This window comes from Caballeronia choica (assembly GCF_001544535.1).
Classification (GTDB): domain Bacteria; phylum Pseudomonadota; class Gammaproteobacteria; order Burkholderiales; family Burkholderiaceae; genus Caballeronia; species Caballeronia choica.
The window spans coordinates 12698-26980 of sequence record NZ_FCON02000036.1; the positions used below are offsets into that span (position 1 = coordinate 12698).

Below are 14283 nucleotides of genomic sequence, written 5' to 3' on the forward strand. Positions count from 1 at the left end.
TCGGGTTGCAGTAAGCGCATTGCGCCATGCAGCCGTGACGGAGCCATGACAGTCACGAGAAGTTCTTATTACGGGGCGGGTGAATGGTGCGGCTCTTGTGCTGCCGACTTCGCATGCGCGGAATGTTCTTGCGCGCCGCGACACAACCTGGGCGGCGCCGCGCGTCGGTTCAGCTTGCGGGCTGGACCGCAACGATCCGCGTCCCGGCGATGCGATCGTGCAGAAACTGCCGCGCCGGATCGAGCCATACGGCCGCAGCCCACAGCGCGACCCAGACGGCGAATGCGGCGAGCGTCTGCGGCACGGCGAGCCCGAGGAGCGGGTGCAGCGCGAGCGGCGGCAGGAACCAGAGCCACGCGAGCGCGTAACGCACGAGCGCTCGCGCGGGCTTCACGGGCTGGCCCTGTGCATCGACGAGCTTGAGACGCCAGGTTTTCATCGGCAGCGTCTGGCCGCCGTGGGTCCAGAACCACACGAAATAGCCCGCGAGCACGACGCCGATCCACGTCATCAGCAGGTTGTGATGCGTGAGGCCGTTGCGTTGCTGGGTGAGCGTGCTGAACAGATAGCCGGCGATGAAGACGACGCCGAACAGGATCACGCCTTCGTAGACCATCGTCGCGAGCCGTCGGCGCAGGGCGGGCGCGCGCATCAGGGGCACGGCGGAAGCGTCCGGTGCGCGCATGCGTCTCACGAACCGTTGAAGATGGAAGGGGCTTGTTGCGGAGACACCGGAATCGGCGTCGCGGGGACGAAGCTGGCGGCGCCTGGAATCGGCGGCGCCACCGGTTGCGAACCGGGCTGGTTCGCGGCGCCGTGTGCGCCGGACGCGAGTTCCGCGACCTCCGATGCGTGCCCTTGCTCCCGCGCCGTGACGAGGCGATTGATGTCCTTGACCTCGGTCTTGCCCGTCGGCGGCGCGCTGACGACGTTCGGCCGGCGCGTGCGCTCGGTCGCGGCGAGTTTTTTCTTCTGCTCTTCGGAAAGCTTCTGGTAATCGTCCCAGGCGCTTTCGCGCTTCTCGAGCGGCACCGACTTCGACACCTGATAGTTCTCGCGAGCGACCTTGCGCTGGTCGGGCGTCATCCGCACCCATTCGGCCATGCGCTGATGCAGGCGCTTTTGCGCTTCAGGCGACATCTTGTGATAACGCGATGCGATCTTCAGCCACTTTTGTTTGCGCTCTTCGCTGAACTGGTTCCATTGGCCGGCGAACGGCGCGAGCGCGGCGTGCTGCGCCTCGGTCAGGCGATCCCACGACAGCGGGCTCGATGAAGACGACAACCCGGACAGCGGCAGCAGGCCTTCGCCCGAACTGGCGCTCGCGCCGCCCGGGGCGGCGGCGTTGGAAGTCGCGGGAGTTGCTGTCGGCGAATAAAAGCGCGGATACGTTGCGGCGAACGAGACCATTCCCGCAATCGCGCATCCAAAAACAATCGCGAGACCGCGCTTGTAACTCACCCGGAAACTCCCCGCTATTTTAGTGATTGCGCGTCAGGTACGCGTTGAAGCCGTGATCGAGATAGGCGTCGAGCGGCAGGTTGTCGCTCAGCATGGCGGCGTCGATGTCGGCCAGTTCCGCCGTGCGCTGCTGGTCTTCCCAGTACGCGATGCCGGCGAGCCCGATTACGAGGGCCAGAAGCGGCACGGCAAGGCCGAAGCGCCCGAAGCGCGCGAAGCGTCCGCGCGGCTGCGGCGCGGACGGCGGGCCGAACTGGCCGCCCGCCGCGCCTGCGAAAGCAGGCGAGAACGCGGGCGCCGTGACGGCGGCCTTCTCGGGCTTCTTGCGCGCGAGCGCCGCGCGCCGGGCGGCCGCGAGGCGATCAGCGGCCGCGGCCGGAATACCAGACGCGTTTTCGTCGAGCGCGCGAACTACCTTGCGCGCAAATTCGTTTTCCTTCGATTCAAGAGCGGAGCTCATAGCGTGATCCCTTTCGCCTTCAGCGCGTGTGCGAGCGCATGCGTGGCCCGCGAGCAATGCGTCTTTACGCTGCCCTCGGAGCAGCCCATCGCAGCGGCGGTCTCGGCGACATCCATATCTTCCCAGTAACGCATGAGAAAGGCTTCCCGTTGACGAGTCGGTAATTTCTGGATCTCCGCGTCGATCAGGTTGAGCACCTGTTCACGCTCGAGCTTGTTCTCGCTACTTTCCGCACCGACGGAACCGTTCTCGGATTCGAAGGTTTCGAGCGGGTCGAATTCGTCGTCGTCGGCATTGCCGAACGACGAGAAGAGGCTCACCCACGTATTGCGCACTTTCTGCCGACGGAAATAGTCGTGCGTCGCATTCTGGAGGATACGCTGAAACAATAGCGGGAGTTCCGGCGGAGGGCGATCGCCGTACTTTTCGGCGAGCTTGATCATCGCATCCTGAACGATGTCGAGCGCCGCGTCGTCGTCGCGCACGGTGTAGACCGTCTGCTTGAACGCGCGTCTTTCGACGCCCGCCAGAAAATCGGCGAGTTCCTTGTCTGATGCCATCCGTGGGAGCCGGCGCAGCGAGTGTGCGTCGAAAGGGTTCGTGGGTTTTAAGAAACCTGCGGATGCTAGCAAACTTTTGCTCGTCCCGATAGAAACGCGTAGCGGCTTTTCTCCGGCGCGGCACGGAATCACGGGGAAAACCCGCGATAAAGCCGCGTTTGATGCATGGATCGGCAAGTTTTTACTTGACCCATCGATCGTGCCGGGCTATCGTTTCCGACTCGCATCATAAAGTGAATGTCTAATTTGAGGCGAGCCCAAGAAGCACGCCTGTCAAACCAAGACGCGCCGCTTGAACCCGAGCCATAAGCCCGGCAGAGAGCACCCGATCAATTTTTTGCCGAAAATTCGAAAGGTGATTAATGAATATGCCCAGCGCGGAATTCTCCACGTCGGATACGACTCCCTCTCACGAATCTGAATCCATCGGCGGCACCGTGCTCATGCGCGCGCTGGCGGACGAAAACGTCGAGTTCATTTGGGGCTATCCCGGCGGCTCGGTACTCTATATCTACGACGAGTTGTACAAGCAGGACCAGATCCAGCATATCCTCGTGCGCCACGAGCAGGCCGCGGTCCACGCAGCCGACGCCTATGCGCGTTCCACGGGCAACGTCGGCGTGTGCCTCGTGACCTCCGGGCCCGGCGTCACCAATGCGGTGACCGGCATCGCTACCGCCTATATGGATTCGATCCCGATGGTCGTGATCAGCGGCCAGGTGCCGACTGCCGCGATCGGTCTCGACGCGTTCCAGGAGTGCGATACCGTCGGCATCACGCGGCCTTGCGTGAAGCACAACTTCCTCGTGAAGGACGTGCGTGATCTCGCCGCCACCGTCAAGAAGGCGTTCTACATTGCCCGCACCGGCCGTCCCGGTCCCGTGCTGATCGACATTCCGAAAGATGTGTCGAAGGCGCCGTGCAAGTACGAACCGCTCAAGACCGTGTCGCTGCGTTCATACAATCCGGTTACGAAAGGTCACTCCGGCCAGATCCGCAAGGCGGTGCAACTGCTCCTGTCGGCGAAGCGCCCGTACATCTATACCGGCGGCGGCATCATCCTCGCGGATGCGTCGCGCGAACTGAACCAGTTCGCCGACCTGCTCGGCTATCCGGTCACCAACACGCTGATGGGCCTCGGCGGCTATCGCGCGAGCGACAAGAAATTCCTCGGCATGCTCGGCATGCACGGCACGTACGAAGCCAACATGGCGATGCAGAATTGCGACGTGCTGATCGCGATCGGCGCGCGCTTCGACGACCGCGTGATCGGCGACCCGAAGCATTTCGCGTCGTCGCCGCGCAAGATCATCCATATCGACATCGATCCGTCGTCCATTTCCAAGCGCGTGAAGGTGGATATCCCCATCGTCGGCGACGTGAAGGAAGTGCTGAAGGAACTGATCGAACAGCTTCAGACCGCCGACCATGGCCCCGACACGAAGGCGCTCGCCGACTGGTGGAAGGACATCGAAGGCTGGCGCTCGAAAGACTGCCTCGCCTACGACCGCAAGAGCGACATCATCAAGCCGCAGTACGTGGTCGAAAAGGCGTGGGAACTGACGGACGGCAACGCTTTCGTCTGCTCCGATGTCGGCCAGCACCAGATGTGGGCGGCGCAGTTCTATCGCTTCAACAAGCCACGCCGCTGGATCAATTCCGGCGGGCTCGGCACGATGGGCTTCGGCCTGCCGGCGGCGATGGGCGTGAAGATGGCTTTCCCCGACGAAGAAGTGCTCTGCATCACGGGAGAAGGCTCGATCCAGATGTGCATCCAGGAACTCTCGACGTGCAAGCAGTACAACACGCCCGTCAAGATCATTTCGCTCAACAACCGCTACCTCGGCATGGTGCGCCAGTGGCAGCAGATCGAATACAAGAAGCGCTACTCCAGTTCGTACATGGACGCGCTGCCTGATTTCGTGAAGCTCGCCGAGGCTTATGGCCACGTCGGCATTCGCGTCGAGAAGACGGCGGACGTCGAACCGGCGCTGAAGGAAGCGTTGCGTCTGAAGGATCGCACCGTATTCCTCGACTTCCAGACGGATCCCACCGAAAACGTCTTTCCGATGGTCCAGGCAGGCAAGGGCATCACGGAAATGCTGCTCGGATCGGAAGATCTGTAACGGTGGCTTGCCCTTCAAGGTCCGCGTGCGCACGTCTTCACAAAAGACGTTCGCGGCGCGCGGGCCGGACAGGACTGGCTCATTCACTGGATAAATCGGGAACGCGACATCATGAAACACATCATCTCCGTGCTGCTGGAAAACGAACCGGGCGCGTTATCGCGCGTCGTCGGGCTCTTTTCGGCACGCGGCTACAACATTGAAACCTTGACGGTGGCACCGACCGAAGACAGTTCGCTGTCGCGGCTCACCATCGTCTCCATCGGCTCGGACGACGTGATCGAACAGATCACGAAGCATTTGAACCGCCTGATCGAGGTGGTGAAAGTGGTCGACCTGACAGAGGGCGCCCACATTGAGCGCGAGCTGATGCTGATCAAGGTTCGGGCGGTCGGCAAGGAACGCGAGGAAATGAAGCGGATGGCGGACATCTTCCGCGGCCGCATCATCGACGTGACCGAGAAGACCTACACGATGGAACTGACGGGCGCGAGCGACAAACTCGATGCGTTCATTCAGGGCCTCGATGCCACGGCGATCCTGGAAACGGTTCGCACGGGTAGTTCCGGCATCGGCCGGGGCGAGCGCATCTTGAAGGTTTAGGCGCCGCCAGCAGTTCCACGCGACATCACGTCGTAGTTGCACGCAACACCAAATTTCAACGAATCACGACTCAAGGAACCACCATGAAAGTTTTCTACGACAAGGACGCCGATCTCTCCCTCATCAAGGGCAAGCAGGTCACCATCATCGGCTATGGCTCGCAAGGCCATGCGCACGCGCTGAACCTGAAGGAAAGCGGCGTGAAGGTGACGGTCGGTCTGCGCAAGGGCGGCGCATCGTGGAGCAAGGCCGAGAACGCGGGCCTGACCGTCAAGGAAGTGGCGGAAGCCGTGAAGGGCGCCGACGTCGTGATGATGCTGCTGCCGGACGAGCAGATCGCCGAGGTGTACAAGAGCGAAGTGCACGCGAACATCAAGGAAGGCGCGGCGCTCGCCTTCGCGCACGGCTTCAACGTGCACTACGGCCAGGTGATCCCGCGCGCTGACCTCGACGTGATCATGATCGCGCCAAAGGCCCCGGGCCACACGGTGCGCAACACGTACCAGCAAGGCGGCGGCGTGCCGCACCTGATCGCGGTCGCGCAGGACAAGTCGGGCGCAGCCCGCGACGTCGCGCTGTCGTACGCGGCGGCCAACGGCGGCGGCCGTGCCGGCATCATCGAGACGAACTTCCGCGAAGAAACCGAAACCGACCTGTTCGGCGAGCAGGCCGTGCTGTGCGGCGGCACCGTCGACCTGATCAAGGCTGGCTTCGAGACGCTGGTGGAAGCGGGCTACGCGCCGGAAATGGCGTACTTCGAGTGCCTGCACGAACTGAAGCTGATCGTCGACCTGATCTACGAAGGCGGCATCGCGAACATGAACTACTCGATCTCGAACAACGCCGAGTATGGCGAGTACGTGACGGGCCCGCGCATCGTGACGGAAGAAACGAAGAAGGCGATGAAGGCCGTCCTGAAGGACATCCAGACGGGCGAGTACGCGAAGAGCTTCATCATCGAGAACCGCGCGGGTGCACCGACGCTGCAGTCGCGCCGCCGCCTGACCGCGGAGCACGAGATCGAGCAGGTCGGTTCGAAGCTGCGCGCGATGATGCCGTGGATCGCGAAGAACAAGCTGGTCGATCAGTCGAAGAACTAAGCTTGTAGCCGTTCAGTCGCAATACCGAAGAGCCGTCCGGGCGTCGCTGACCCCGGACGGCTTTTGCTATCCTACGGTTTTAAAAAACCCAGAACTCATCCATGAACTATCCTCATCCGATCATCGCCCGCGAAGGCTGGCCGTTTATCGCTATCGCGGTCATCGTCGCCATCCTGATCCAGGCGATCGGCGGCTTCGGCTTCGCCTGGCTCTTCTGGCTGATCGTGATTTTCGTCGTCCAGTTCTTCCGCGATCCGCAGCGTCCGATTCCGACGCAGGCGAACGCCGTGCTGTGCCCCGCCGACGGCCGCATCGTCGCCGTGGAAACCACGCGCGATCCGTACGCGAACCGCGAAGCCGTGAAAATCAGCGTGTTCATGAATGTGTTCAACGTGCACTCGCAGCGTTCGCCGGTCGACGGCGCGATCAGCAAGGTCGAGTATTTCCCGGGCGCGTACCTGAACGCGGCCGTCGACAAGGCGTCCACCGAGAACGAGCGCAATGCCATCGTCATCCAGACGGCCGCCGGGCATACCGTGACGTCGGTGCAGATTGCCGGCCTGATCGCGCGGCGCATTTTGTGCTACGTGCATGTCGGCGAGCCGCTCACGCGCGGCCAGCGCTACGGCTTCATTCGCTTCGGTTCGCGCGTGGACGTGTATCTGCCGGTAGGCAGCCGGCCGCGTGTGTCGATTGGCGAGAAGGTGTCGGCGTCGTCGACGATCCTCGCCGAATTCGCCGAATAACAAGCGATAACCAGCGATAACAAGCGATAACAAGCGACAAAGAGCGGCATAACGGAGAACTCGATGGCGGCATTCAAACCGCGCCGTACCCGAACCAACGGAACGCCTCCGCGCGCGTTTCGCCGCAACAAGGCCATGCAGGACGTCGGCGCCGTGGAGACGCGGCGCGCGAAGCGGCAGCAATTCCTGAGAAAACGCGGCATCTACCTGCTGCCGAACGCATTCACCACCGCCGCGCTCTTCTGCGGCTTCTTCGCCGTCGTCCAGGCGATGAACGTGCGCTTCGAAATCGCGGCCATCGCGATCTTCGTCGCGATGGTGCTCGACGGCATGGACGGCCGCGTCGCGCGCATGACGCACACGCAAAGCGCGTTCGGGGAGCAGTTCGACAGTCTGTCGGACATGGTGTCGTTCGGCGTCGCGCCGGCGCTCGTGATGTACGAGTGGGTGCTCAAGGACCTCGGGCGCTGGGGCTGGCTCGCGGCATTCGTCTATTGTTCGGGCGCGGCCTTGCGGCTCGCGCGCTTCAACACGAATGTCGGCGTCGTCGACAAACGCTATTTCCAGGGTTTGCCGAGCCCGGCGGCGGCGGCGCTGATCGCCGGTTTCGTGTGGCTCGCGAGCGACAACCGCGTGCCGCTCAAGCTCGTGTGGCTGCCGTGGGTCGCGTTTGCGCTGACGATTTACGCCGGCGTGACGATGGTGTCGAACGCGCCGTTCTACAGCGGCAAGGCGCTCGACGTGCGGTATCGCGTACCGTTCGCGGGCGTGCTGCTCGTGGTGGTGGCGTTCGTGCTGGTGTCGTCCGATCCGCCGCTGATGCTGTTCGGCCTGTTCGTGCTGTACGGCTTTTCCGGCTACGCGTGGTGGGGTTACATGGCGATGCGCGGCCGACCGAACCCCGCGCGCAGTTCGCAGCGGGATCACTGAGGTAGAACGAAAGGCGGCTCGCATGGCCGCCTTTTCGTTGTTTTCGCGAATCGCGTGGCCGAATCGAGGCGATGATCGAGCCCAATCTTGCTCAATCGTGCCGATGGGAAAGCCCAATTGCACGCATCCTGAAATCTCGCTATAGTTTGCGGATGAATTTTTCTCCGTTCCCCTTCTCGTCTCTTCTAGCTGGTGCGCCCCTATGCGCGCTATCGCTACTAGCGCGCCTACCGCGCTAATCCGTCTCGCCTCCCGTCTGCTCGTTCGTGGTTTTCGACGCCAGCGGTGGCGCGGACACCCGAATTCCGCTTTAGTTTTCCCTACCGTTTTTCAAAATCCAAAATCTCCCCACTGGAGGCCGACATGGCAGACAAGCTGATCATTTTCGACACGACCTTGCGCGATGGTGAACAATCCCCCGGCGCGTCGATGACGAAGGAAGAAAAGATCCGTATCGCGAAGCAACTCGAACGGATGAAGGTCGACGTGATCGAAGCGGGCTTTGCCGCCAGCTCGAACGGCGACTTCGACGCGATTCAGACGATCGCCGCGCTGGTGAAGGACAGCACGGTCTGCTCGCTCGCCCGCGCGAACGACAAGGACATCCAGCGCGCCGCCGATGCGTTGAAGCCCGCGAACCAGTTCCGCATCCATACGTTCATCGCCACTTCGGCGCTGCACATGGAAAAGAAGCTGCGCATGACGCCGGAGCAAGTGTACGAACAGGCGCGCCTTGCGGTGCGCTTCGCACGCAAGTTCACCGACGACGTCGAATTTTCGCCGGAAGACGGCAGCCGCTCGGATCTCGACTTTCTGTGCCGCGTGCTCGAAGCCGTGATCGACGAAGGCGCACGCACGATCAATATCACCGACACGGTCGGCTACGGCGTGCCGGAGATGTACGGCAATCTCGTGAAGACGCTGCGCGAGCGCATTCCGAATTCGGACAAGGCGATCTTCTCGGTGCACTGCCACGACGACCTCGGCCTTGCGGTCGCGAATTCGCTCGCAGGCGTGCAGATCGGCGGCGCGCGGCAGGTCGAGTGCACGATCAACGGTCTCGGCGAGCGCGCGGGCAACACGTCGCTCGAAGAAATCGTGATGGCCGTCAAGACGCGCAAGGATTACTACGGGCTGGAGGTCGGCATCGATACGACGCAGATCGTGCCGACCTCGAAGCTCGTGTCGCAGATCACCGGTTTTGTCGTGCAGCCGAACAAGGCGGTCGTCGGCGCTAACGCGTTCGCGCACGCGTCGGGCATCCACCAGGACGGCGTATTGAAGGCGCGCGACACCTACGAAATCATGCGCGCGGAAGACGTGGGCTGGGCGACCAACAAGATCGTGCTCGGCAAGCTGTCGGGCCGCAACGCGTTCAAGCAGCGGCTCCAGGAACTGGGCGTAGCGCTGGAATCGGAGGGCGAAGTGAACGCGGCGTTCGCGCGCTTCAAGGAACTCGCCGACCGCAAGGCCGAAATCTTCGATGAAGACATCATGGCGATCGTCTCCGAGGAATCGGCGGAAGCGCAGGCGAAGGAGCACTTCCGCTTCGTGTCGATGGCGCAGCATTCGGAAACCGGCGAGCAGCCGCAGGCACGCGTCGTGTTCGCGGTCGATGGCGCCGAGGTGACGGGCGAATCGCGCGGCAATGGTCCCGTCGACGCGACGCTGCACGCAATCGAATCGAAGGTCGAGAGCGGCGCCGAACTGGTGCTGTATTCGGTCAACGCGATCACGACCGGCACGCAGGCACAGGGCGAAGTCACGGTGCGGCTCTCGAAGAGCGGCCGTATCGTGAATGGCGTCGGTACGGATCCGGATATCGTTGCCGCGTCCGCGAAGGCGTATATCGCCGCGCTGAACAAACTGCATTCGAAGGTCGAAAAGCTGAATCCGCAGCTTTGATGAGTGTTTGCCCGTGGCGCTGATCGCGTCGCGGGCTCTTCCATAGATTTCCGGCGAGGTGTGTTTCAGGTGTCAGGCCGGCCTTGCTTCACCTCGAAGTTTTGCTTTTCTATTACCCAGCCGCGCCCGCGCTTGCATTGAATTTCAGTGTGTAGATAAGACTTCATAATGACTTCCCGTATCGGAGTGCATGCGTCTCCGACATCGAGCACGAACAAAACCGGCTCGTTGCCCGATTCGCCGTTGGATGCGTAGACCGGGGTCTGTTGAGTCGTGATCCATATTTCGTGCTTTTGAGAACAACCGAACATCAAAGCACCTGTCACGATAATCATTCCGACGCTAAGGCTTCTCATAACCCAGACTTTGGATAAAGTCGCTGCTCCTTTACGCGCTTCGAATGTGACAGACCTACGGCGATATCTTCTGGACTGACCATACCAAAGGCCGACCAGCGTGGGTCGTATGCCACGATTCCCACCAGGTTGAGCACGTCCGCAATGTTCGATGAGCAACTGTTGTCGAGCAAGCTGTATTCGTGATTTCGTGGATCGCGATTGGTTACGGCTGCGCGGCGCATCAATTCCGTTTTGATCAATCTTTTCGTGCGGAGAGACCCGCACTATATATCCAACAGAACCGCGAAAAGTCTCTTGAATCGAAATGTACTGCGAATATGTCTTTTTTGAATCGTAGCCGTCATGGGCTCGCGAGTATGCGATGCCATCGACGACGATCGCTACGTGACCAAATTGCGATCCTCTGCTAATTAGGCGTGAGTCGCTGACGATGACTTCGATGCTATCGGTTTCCACCCGAATTTCCTTCGCTTCCGCATCCGTCGCTGGCGTGGTGGTCCTGGTTCCGATTAATCGATACTTCACACCGTCAGGTGAGGTGAGCGTCTGTTCGGCCATGCTTATCCTGCAAGGTAGACATTGATGTTTTCTTTGAGTGCCGTGGACGACAGCAAATGCGTGTGGCCGTCCGGGTCGGTTTTGCCATACTCGACGTCGCACGTTTCTCGTTGAATCGCATAGGCAAGGTTGACGAGCGGCTTGCCCGTCGAATCCTTTAGTACGAATCGGTCGTCGAAACAGATCGTGCGATGGGCAACCGCCTCGCATGTTTTCACTTCCGCCTTGCCACTCGGGCCAGGCGGGACGGTGATGAAGATTCCAGGGTTACTGCCCACGATGACTCTGTTTTTCATACACGGACAAAGCACCCGATCGCCGTCGACGACAACGGCTCGTCCTTTCTCGGACATTCCCTCGCCGGTGCCGAATATCTTGAATACGCCCTTGTAGTTGCCGCACGTTGCGTCGTCGTCGGGTCGCCGTGCCATACCGCCGCCTTACGCATCGATATACAGCGTCATTGCTTGACGTGCTGCCTCGATCATTACCTGTGCAACACGTGCGACGCGCTTCGTGGGTGAATTGACGGCGCCGACGTGATGCATCGTTTCGTTGTTTTCTCTATCCGGCATATTAGGTTTCTACGTAGCGCCGCATCTGACGGCAACCTCGTAAAAATAACTTATATTCATCAGATCATTTGTTAAAAGTGATCGACGTTTGAAAGCGCCGCCGCGCGGCGGAAGCCTCGCGTAATAAATTCGCAGAAACCGCTGACATCGGTCATTCGATAAAGAAAATGCCGCCTTCGCAGGCGGCATTTTCTTCGATCATTGAGCGGGTCGGAAAAAGCAAAACCGTCAGAACATATTCCGTCGATCCGGATCATGCAGCGGATCAGGCGTCTTCTGCGTGAGCCGCAGGATGCCCTGATCGTCGAAATAAAAGCTATACATCATGTACCAGACGTTTGCCTCCATATACCGGTAGGTCCAGACCTCGCGCTTCATCAGCGGAAAGTAGGAAGTCTCCACCGGCCGGCCGAAGTTCACGAGCACGTCCTTCTTCGTCCAGGTGCCGATCTCCGCCTTGTAGAACTCGTTCGCGTCGAGCACCTGGCGCACGCTGACGATCTTGCCGGATGCGTCGATGTCGGCGGCGGTCGTGAATTCGCCGAGCGGCTGGGTCGGCCACATCAGGCGCTTGCCGCCGTTGGGGAGATCGTAGACCTCGCGCGGCGGGCCGAGGCGGGCGGTGATCGTCGATGCATCGGCGCCGGCCTGGTAGTTCTGCCAGGGCTGCACACAAGCCGAGAGCAGCAGTGCGAGTCCGGCGGCGGCGAGCACGCGGTTCACGCGGGTGAGTTTGAGCGACATTAATACCTCCAGAAACGGGATGCGCGGGCGTAGCTGCCCGGACTTCCTAGTGCTTCGGATTTTGACACGCGAACGGTAAAAAGCTTCCTGACGAGACGCAGGATATTCGTCCCTCGCTTGCGCATGCTGCACGGCGCGGCCTATGATCCGCGCTCTCTTCGAAACGAATCGAACCTTTGGGCGGAGCGGCAATGTCGGGTGCGAACAAGAGGCGGGTGTCGGCTGGCGTGCGGTGGCTCGCGGGGGCGGCGTGGATCGCGTGGTCAATGGCGGCGTCGGCGGCGGTGGCCGCGGTGGTGGCTAACCCCGTGCCGATCCGCATCGCGATGATCGAGGGCATGTCCGGGCCCTTCGCCAACGCCGGCGCGGCGGTCGAGCGCAATCTGCGCTTCGGCGTCGAGCGCGTGAACGCGCGGGGAGGCGTGAAGTTGCCCGACGGCGCACATCCGCTGCAACTGGTCGTGCTCGACGGCAAGGGCAGCAGCGAGGCGAGCCTCGTGCAACTGCGCGCGGTGGCGGATGACAAAATCGGCTTCGTGATGCAGGGCAACAGTTCTGCCGTCGCGGCGGCGCTGATTGCGGCCATCGACAAGCAGAACGCGCGCGAACCGGATGCGCGCGTCGTCTTCCTCAACTATTCCGCCGACGATCCCGCGCTGACCAACGCTTCCTGCAGTTTCTGGCACTTTCGCTTCGATGCGCACGCCGGCATGCGGATGGACGCGCTCGCGGAGGCGATCCGGCGCGACGACTCGGTGAAGAAGGTGTATCTGTTGAACCAGGACTACAGCTTCGGCCACGACGTCAGCCGCGAGGCCCAGCGCGCGTTGAAGGAGCGCCGGCCGGACATCGCCATCGTCGGCGACGAGTTTCATCCGATCGGCCGTGTGAAGGATTTCGCGCCCTATGTCGCCAAGATTCGCGCGAGCGGGGCGGACGCGGTCGTGACGGGCAACTGGGGCAACGACCTCACCTTGCTTGTGAAAGCCGCGCGGGAACAGGGCCTGAACACGAAGTTCTACACGTTCTACGGCAACAGCCTCGGCGCGCCCGCCGCGCTCGGCGACGCGGGCGTAAAGCGCGTGGTAGCGGTCGCGGACTGGCATCCGAACGTGGGCGGCGCGGCGTCCGACGCGTACTATCAGGCGTTCCGCGCACGCTATCCGTCACCTGCCGACGACTATCTCGTGCTGCGCATGCCGTTGATGATCGACATGCTCGCAGACGCGATGACCCGCGCCGGCAGCGCCGACCCGACGGCCGTCGCCCGCGCGCTCGAAGGCATGAAGTTCGACAACGGCTTCCACGCCTCGACCATGCGCGCACAGGACCATCAGTTGATCCAGCCGCTCTACGTGATGGAGATGGATCGCGCGGGCACGCTCGGCGTGCACTTCGACAACGAGGGCTCCGGCTACGGCTTTCGCACCTTGCTGGCGTTGCCGCCGGAAAAGACCGTCCAGCCGACGACCTGCAACATGGCCCGTCCGTCGCGCTAGGGCGCTTCAGGCAACCTTCGACGGGCAAACGAGCTGTGCTATAATTCGCCCTTCGTTTTGAGCCGGTCCGCCATAAAAGCTCCGTGTGAGCTTCTTATAAGCAGCACAGAAGCAGCAAACGAGACCGTTTCAATCCGAAGAAACCACCGAACCAACCGACGTAACCACGGCACGGCCTTTCTTCCGTGACCGCCTGTCTGTTTTAAAGGAAAAGCAAATGTCCGCAGTAATCCACGCCAAGAAGTCCGACGTCGTCGCAGAATATGCGCGCGCCGCCAACGACACCGGTTCGCCCGAAGTGCAGGTTGCACTGCTGACGACCCGCATCAACGAACTGACCCTGCATTTCAAGGCTCACTCGAAGGATCACCACAGCCGCCGCGGTCTGCTGCGCATGGTGAGCCGCCGTCGCAAGCTGCTCGATTACCTCAAGGGCAAAGACGCCGACCGTTATCGCTCGCTGATCGAGAAGCTGGGCCTGCGTAAGTAATTGGCATCAATCGGCCAGCGTTCCATCGAAATGCCTGTGTCAGTCCGCTGATACAGGCATTTTGTTTTTGAACGGTCACCGGCCGGCATGTGTTTCAAGCGTTTTATCTGTTGCACCGGGATTCTGATCGAATCCGATACCCGGCTGGCCTCGCGGCGGAGCTTTGT

The 14283-nt window shown here is 61.5% G+C and carries 15 protein-coding genes; 8 read left to right on the forward strand and 7 right to left on the reverse strand.

The genetic code is table 11. The features are described 5' to 3' along the window. Nucleotides 1–169: 169 nt before the first annotated feature. The 4 genes from AWB68_RS17590 to AWB68_RS17605 are packed head-to-tail and all read right to left on the reverse strand — an operon-like array spanning nt 170 to nt 2481. Nucleotides 170–685 carry an RDD family protein gene (locus AWB68_RS17590; protein WP_087645629.1) on the reverse strand — a complete coding sequence of 172 codons (516 nt, stop codon included), beginning with the start codon at nt 683–685 and terminating at the stop codon, nt 170–172. Between the two features lie 5 nt (nt 686–690). Further along, nucleotides 691–1461, reverse strand: a complete 771-nt coding sequence (locus tag AWB68_RS17595) for a DUF3106 domain-containing protein (RefSeq protein ID WP_087645630.1) — start codon at nt 1459–1461, stop codon at nt 691–693. 19 nt (nt 1462–1480) lie between these two features. Continuing rightward, nucleotides 1481–1921 (reverse strand): DUF3619 family protein, encoded by a 441-nt coding sequence (locus AWB68_RS17600; RefSeq protein ID WP_087645631.1) that lies wholly within the window; start codon nt 1919–1921, stop codon nt 1481–1483. Beyond that, nucleotides 1918–2481: an RNA polymerase sigma factor gene (locus AWB68_RS17605; protein WP_087645632.1), complete on the reverse strand. Its 564-nt coding sequence runs from the start codon at nt 2479–2481 to the stop codon at nt 1918–1920. The genes AWB68_RS17600 and AWB68_RS17605 overlap by 4 nt, the downstream gene beginning before the upstream one ends. A 362-nt stretch (nt 2482–2843) precedes the next feature. Here AWB68_RS17605 and AWB68_RS17610 point away from each other — a divergent pair, with 362 nt between their 5' ends. The 6 genes from AWB68_RS17610 to AWB68_RS17635 all read left to right on the forward strand — a co-directional run bounded on the left by AWB68_RS17610 (nt 2844) and on the right by AWB68_RS17635 (nt 9891). Beyond that, the gene (locus AWB68_RS17610; RefSeq protein WP_087645633.1) at nt 2844–4607 is read left to right on the forward strand and encodes an acetolactate synthase 3 catalytic subunit; all 1764 of its coding nucleotides are present in this window, start codon (nt 2844–2846) and stop codon (nt 4605–4607) included. A 111-nt stretch (nt 4608–4718) separates the two neighbouring features. Next, on the forward strand, nt 4719–5210 hold the full coding sequence (gene ilvN / locus AWB68_RS17615; protein WP_035939651.1) for an acetolactate synthase small subunit: 492 nt from the start codon (nt 4719–4721) through the stop codon (nt 5208–5210). 83 nt (nt 5211–5293) lie between these two features. Next, nucleotides 5294–6310 (forward strand): ketol-acid reductoisomerase, encoded by a 1017-nt coding sequence (ilvC, locus tag AWB68_RS17620; protein WP_087645634.1) that lies wholly within the window; start codon nt 5294–5296, stop codon nt 6308–6310. Between the two features lie 101 nt (nt 6311–6411). Next, complete coding sequence (locus AWB68_RS17625; RefSeq protein ID WP_087645635.1) at nt 6412–7056, forward strand: phosphatidylserine decarboxylase; 645 nt, start codon at nt 6412–6414, stop codon at nt 7054–7056. A gap of 63 nt (nt 7057–7119) precedes the next feature. After that, on the forward strand, nt 7120–7986 hold the full coding sequence (gene pssA, locus AWB68_RS17630) for a CDP-diacylglycerol--serine O-phosphatidyltransferase (protein ID WP_087645636.1): 867 nt from the start codon (nt 7120–7122) through the stop codon (nt 7984–7986). 363 nt (nt 7987–8349) lie between these two features. Continuing rightward, the gene (locus tag AWB68_RS17635) at nt 8350–9891 is read left to right on the forward strand and encodes a 2-isopropylmalate synthase (RefSeq protein WP_087645637.1); all 1542 of its coding nucleotides are present in this window, start codon (nt 8350–8352) and stop codon (nt 9889–9891) included. Between the two features lie 65 nt (nt 9892–9956). Here AWB68_RS17635 and AWB68_RS46555 read toward each other — a convergent pair whose 3' ends face one another. The 3 genes from AWB68_RS46555 to AWB68_RS17650 all read right to left on the reverse strand — a co-directional run bounded on the left by AWB68_RS46555 (nt 9957) and on the right by AWB68_RS17650 (nt 12127). Then, a complete protein-coding gene (locus AWB68_RS46555) occupies nt 9957–10808 on the reverse strand; it encodes a hypothetical protein (protein ID WP_125482958.1) in 852 nt (283 codons plus the stop codon). A gap of 2 nt (nt 10809–10810) precedes the next feature. Next, nucleotides 10811–11239, reverse strand: a complete 429-nt coding sequence (locus AWB68_RS17645) for a PAAR domain-containing protein (protein ID WP_087645639.1) — start codon at nt 11237–11239, stop codon at nt 10811–10813. Nucleotides 11240–11611: 372 nt separating this feature from the next. Further along, nucleotides 11612–12127, reverse strand: a complete 516-nt coding sequence (locus AWB68_RS17650) for a hypothetical protein (RefSeq protein WP_087645640.1) — start codon at nt 12125–12127, stop codon at nt 11612–11614. 266 nt (nt 12128–12393) lie between these two features. Here AWB68_RS17650 and AWB68_RS17655 point away from each other — a divergent pair, with 266 nt between their 5' ends. Continuing rightward, complete coding sequence (locus AWB68_RS17655) at nt 12394–13626, forward strand: branched-chain amino acid ABC transporter substrate-binding protein (RefSeq protein ID WP_235028394.1); 1233 nt, start codon at nt 12394–12396, stop codon at nt 13624–13626. Nucleotides 13627–13843: 217 nt separating this feature from the next. Then, nucleotides 13844–14116, forward strand: coding sequence for a 30S ribosomal protein S15 (gene rpsO, locus AWB68_RS17660; RefSeq protein ID WP_087645642.1), 273 nt, complete (start codon nt 13844–13846; stop codon nt 14114–14116). Nucleotides 14117–14283: the final 167 nt, after the last annotated feature.

Bases quoted from the DNA above. Each gene is read 5' to 3' on its own strand.
- AWB68_RS17590 (WP_087645629.1), bottom strand. From the start codon at position 685: ATGCGCGCACCGGACGCTTCCGCCGTGCCCCTGATGCGCGCGCCCGCC.
- AWB68_RS17600 (WP_087645631.1), bottom strand. From the start codon at position 1,921: ATGAGCTCCGCTCTTGAATCGAAGGAAAACGAATTTGCGCGCAAGGTA.
- AWB68_RS17605 (WP_087645632.1), bottom strand. From the start codon at position 2,481: ATGGCATCAGACAAGGAACTCGCCGATTTTCTGGCGGGCGTCGAAAGA.
- AWB68_RS17610 (WP_087645633.1), top strand. From the start codon at position 2,844: ATGAATATGCCCAGCGCGGAATTCTCCACGTCGGATACGACTCCCTCT.
- ilvN (WP_035939651.1), top strand. From the start codon at position 4,719: ATGAAACACATCATCTCCGTGCTGCTGGAAAACGAACCGGGCGCGTTA.
- ilvC (WP_087645634.1), top strand. From the start codon at position 5,294: ATGAAAGTTTTCTACGACAAGGACGCCGATCTCTCCCTCATCAAGGGC.
- AWB68_RS17625 (WP_087645635.1), top strand. From the start codon at position 6,412: ATGAACTATCCTCATCCGATCATCGCCCGCGAAGGCTGGCCGTTTATC.
- pssA (WP_087645636.1), top strand. From the start codon at position 7,120: ATGGCGGCATTCAAACCGCGCCGTACCCGAACCAACGGAACGCCTCCG.
- AWB68_RS17635 (WP_087645637.1), top strand. From the start codon at position 8,350: ATGGCAGACAAGCTGATCATTTTCGACACGACCTTGCGCGATGGTGAA.
- AWB68_RS46555 (WP_125482958.1), bottom strand. From the start codon at position 10,808: ATGGCCGAACAGACGCTCACCTCACCTGACGGTGTGAAGTATCGATTA.
- AWB68_RS17645 (WP_087645639.1), bottom strand. From the start codon at position 11,239: ATGGCACGGCGACCCGACGACGACGCAACGTGCGGCAACTACAAGGGC.
- AWB68_RS17650 (WP_087645640.1), bottom strand. From the start codon at position 12,127: ATGTCGCTCAAACTCACCCGCGTGAACCGCGTGCTCGCCGCCGCCGGA.
- AWB68_RS17655 (WP_235028394.1), top strand. From the start codon at position 12,394: ATGGCGGCGTCGGCGGCGGTGGCCGCGGTGGTGGCTAACCCCGTGCCG.
- rpsO (WP_087645642.1), top strand. From the start codon at position 13,844: ATGTCCGCAGTAATCCACGCCAAGAAGTCCGACGTCGTCGCAGAATAT.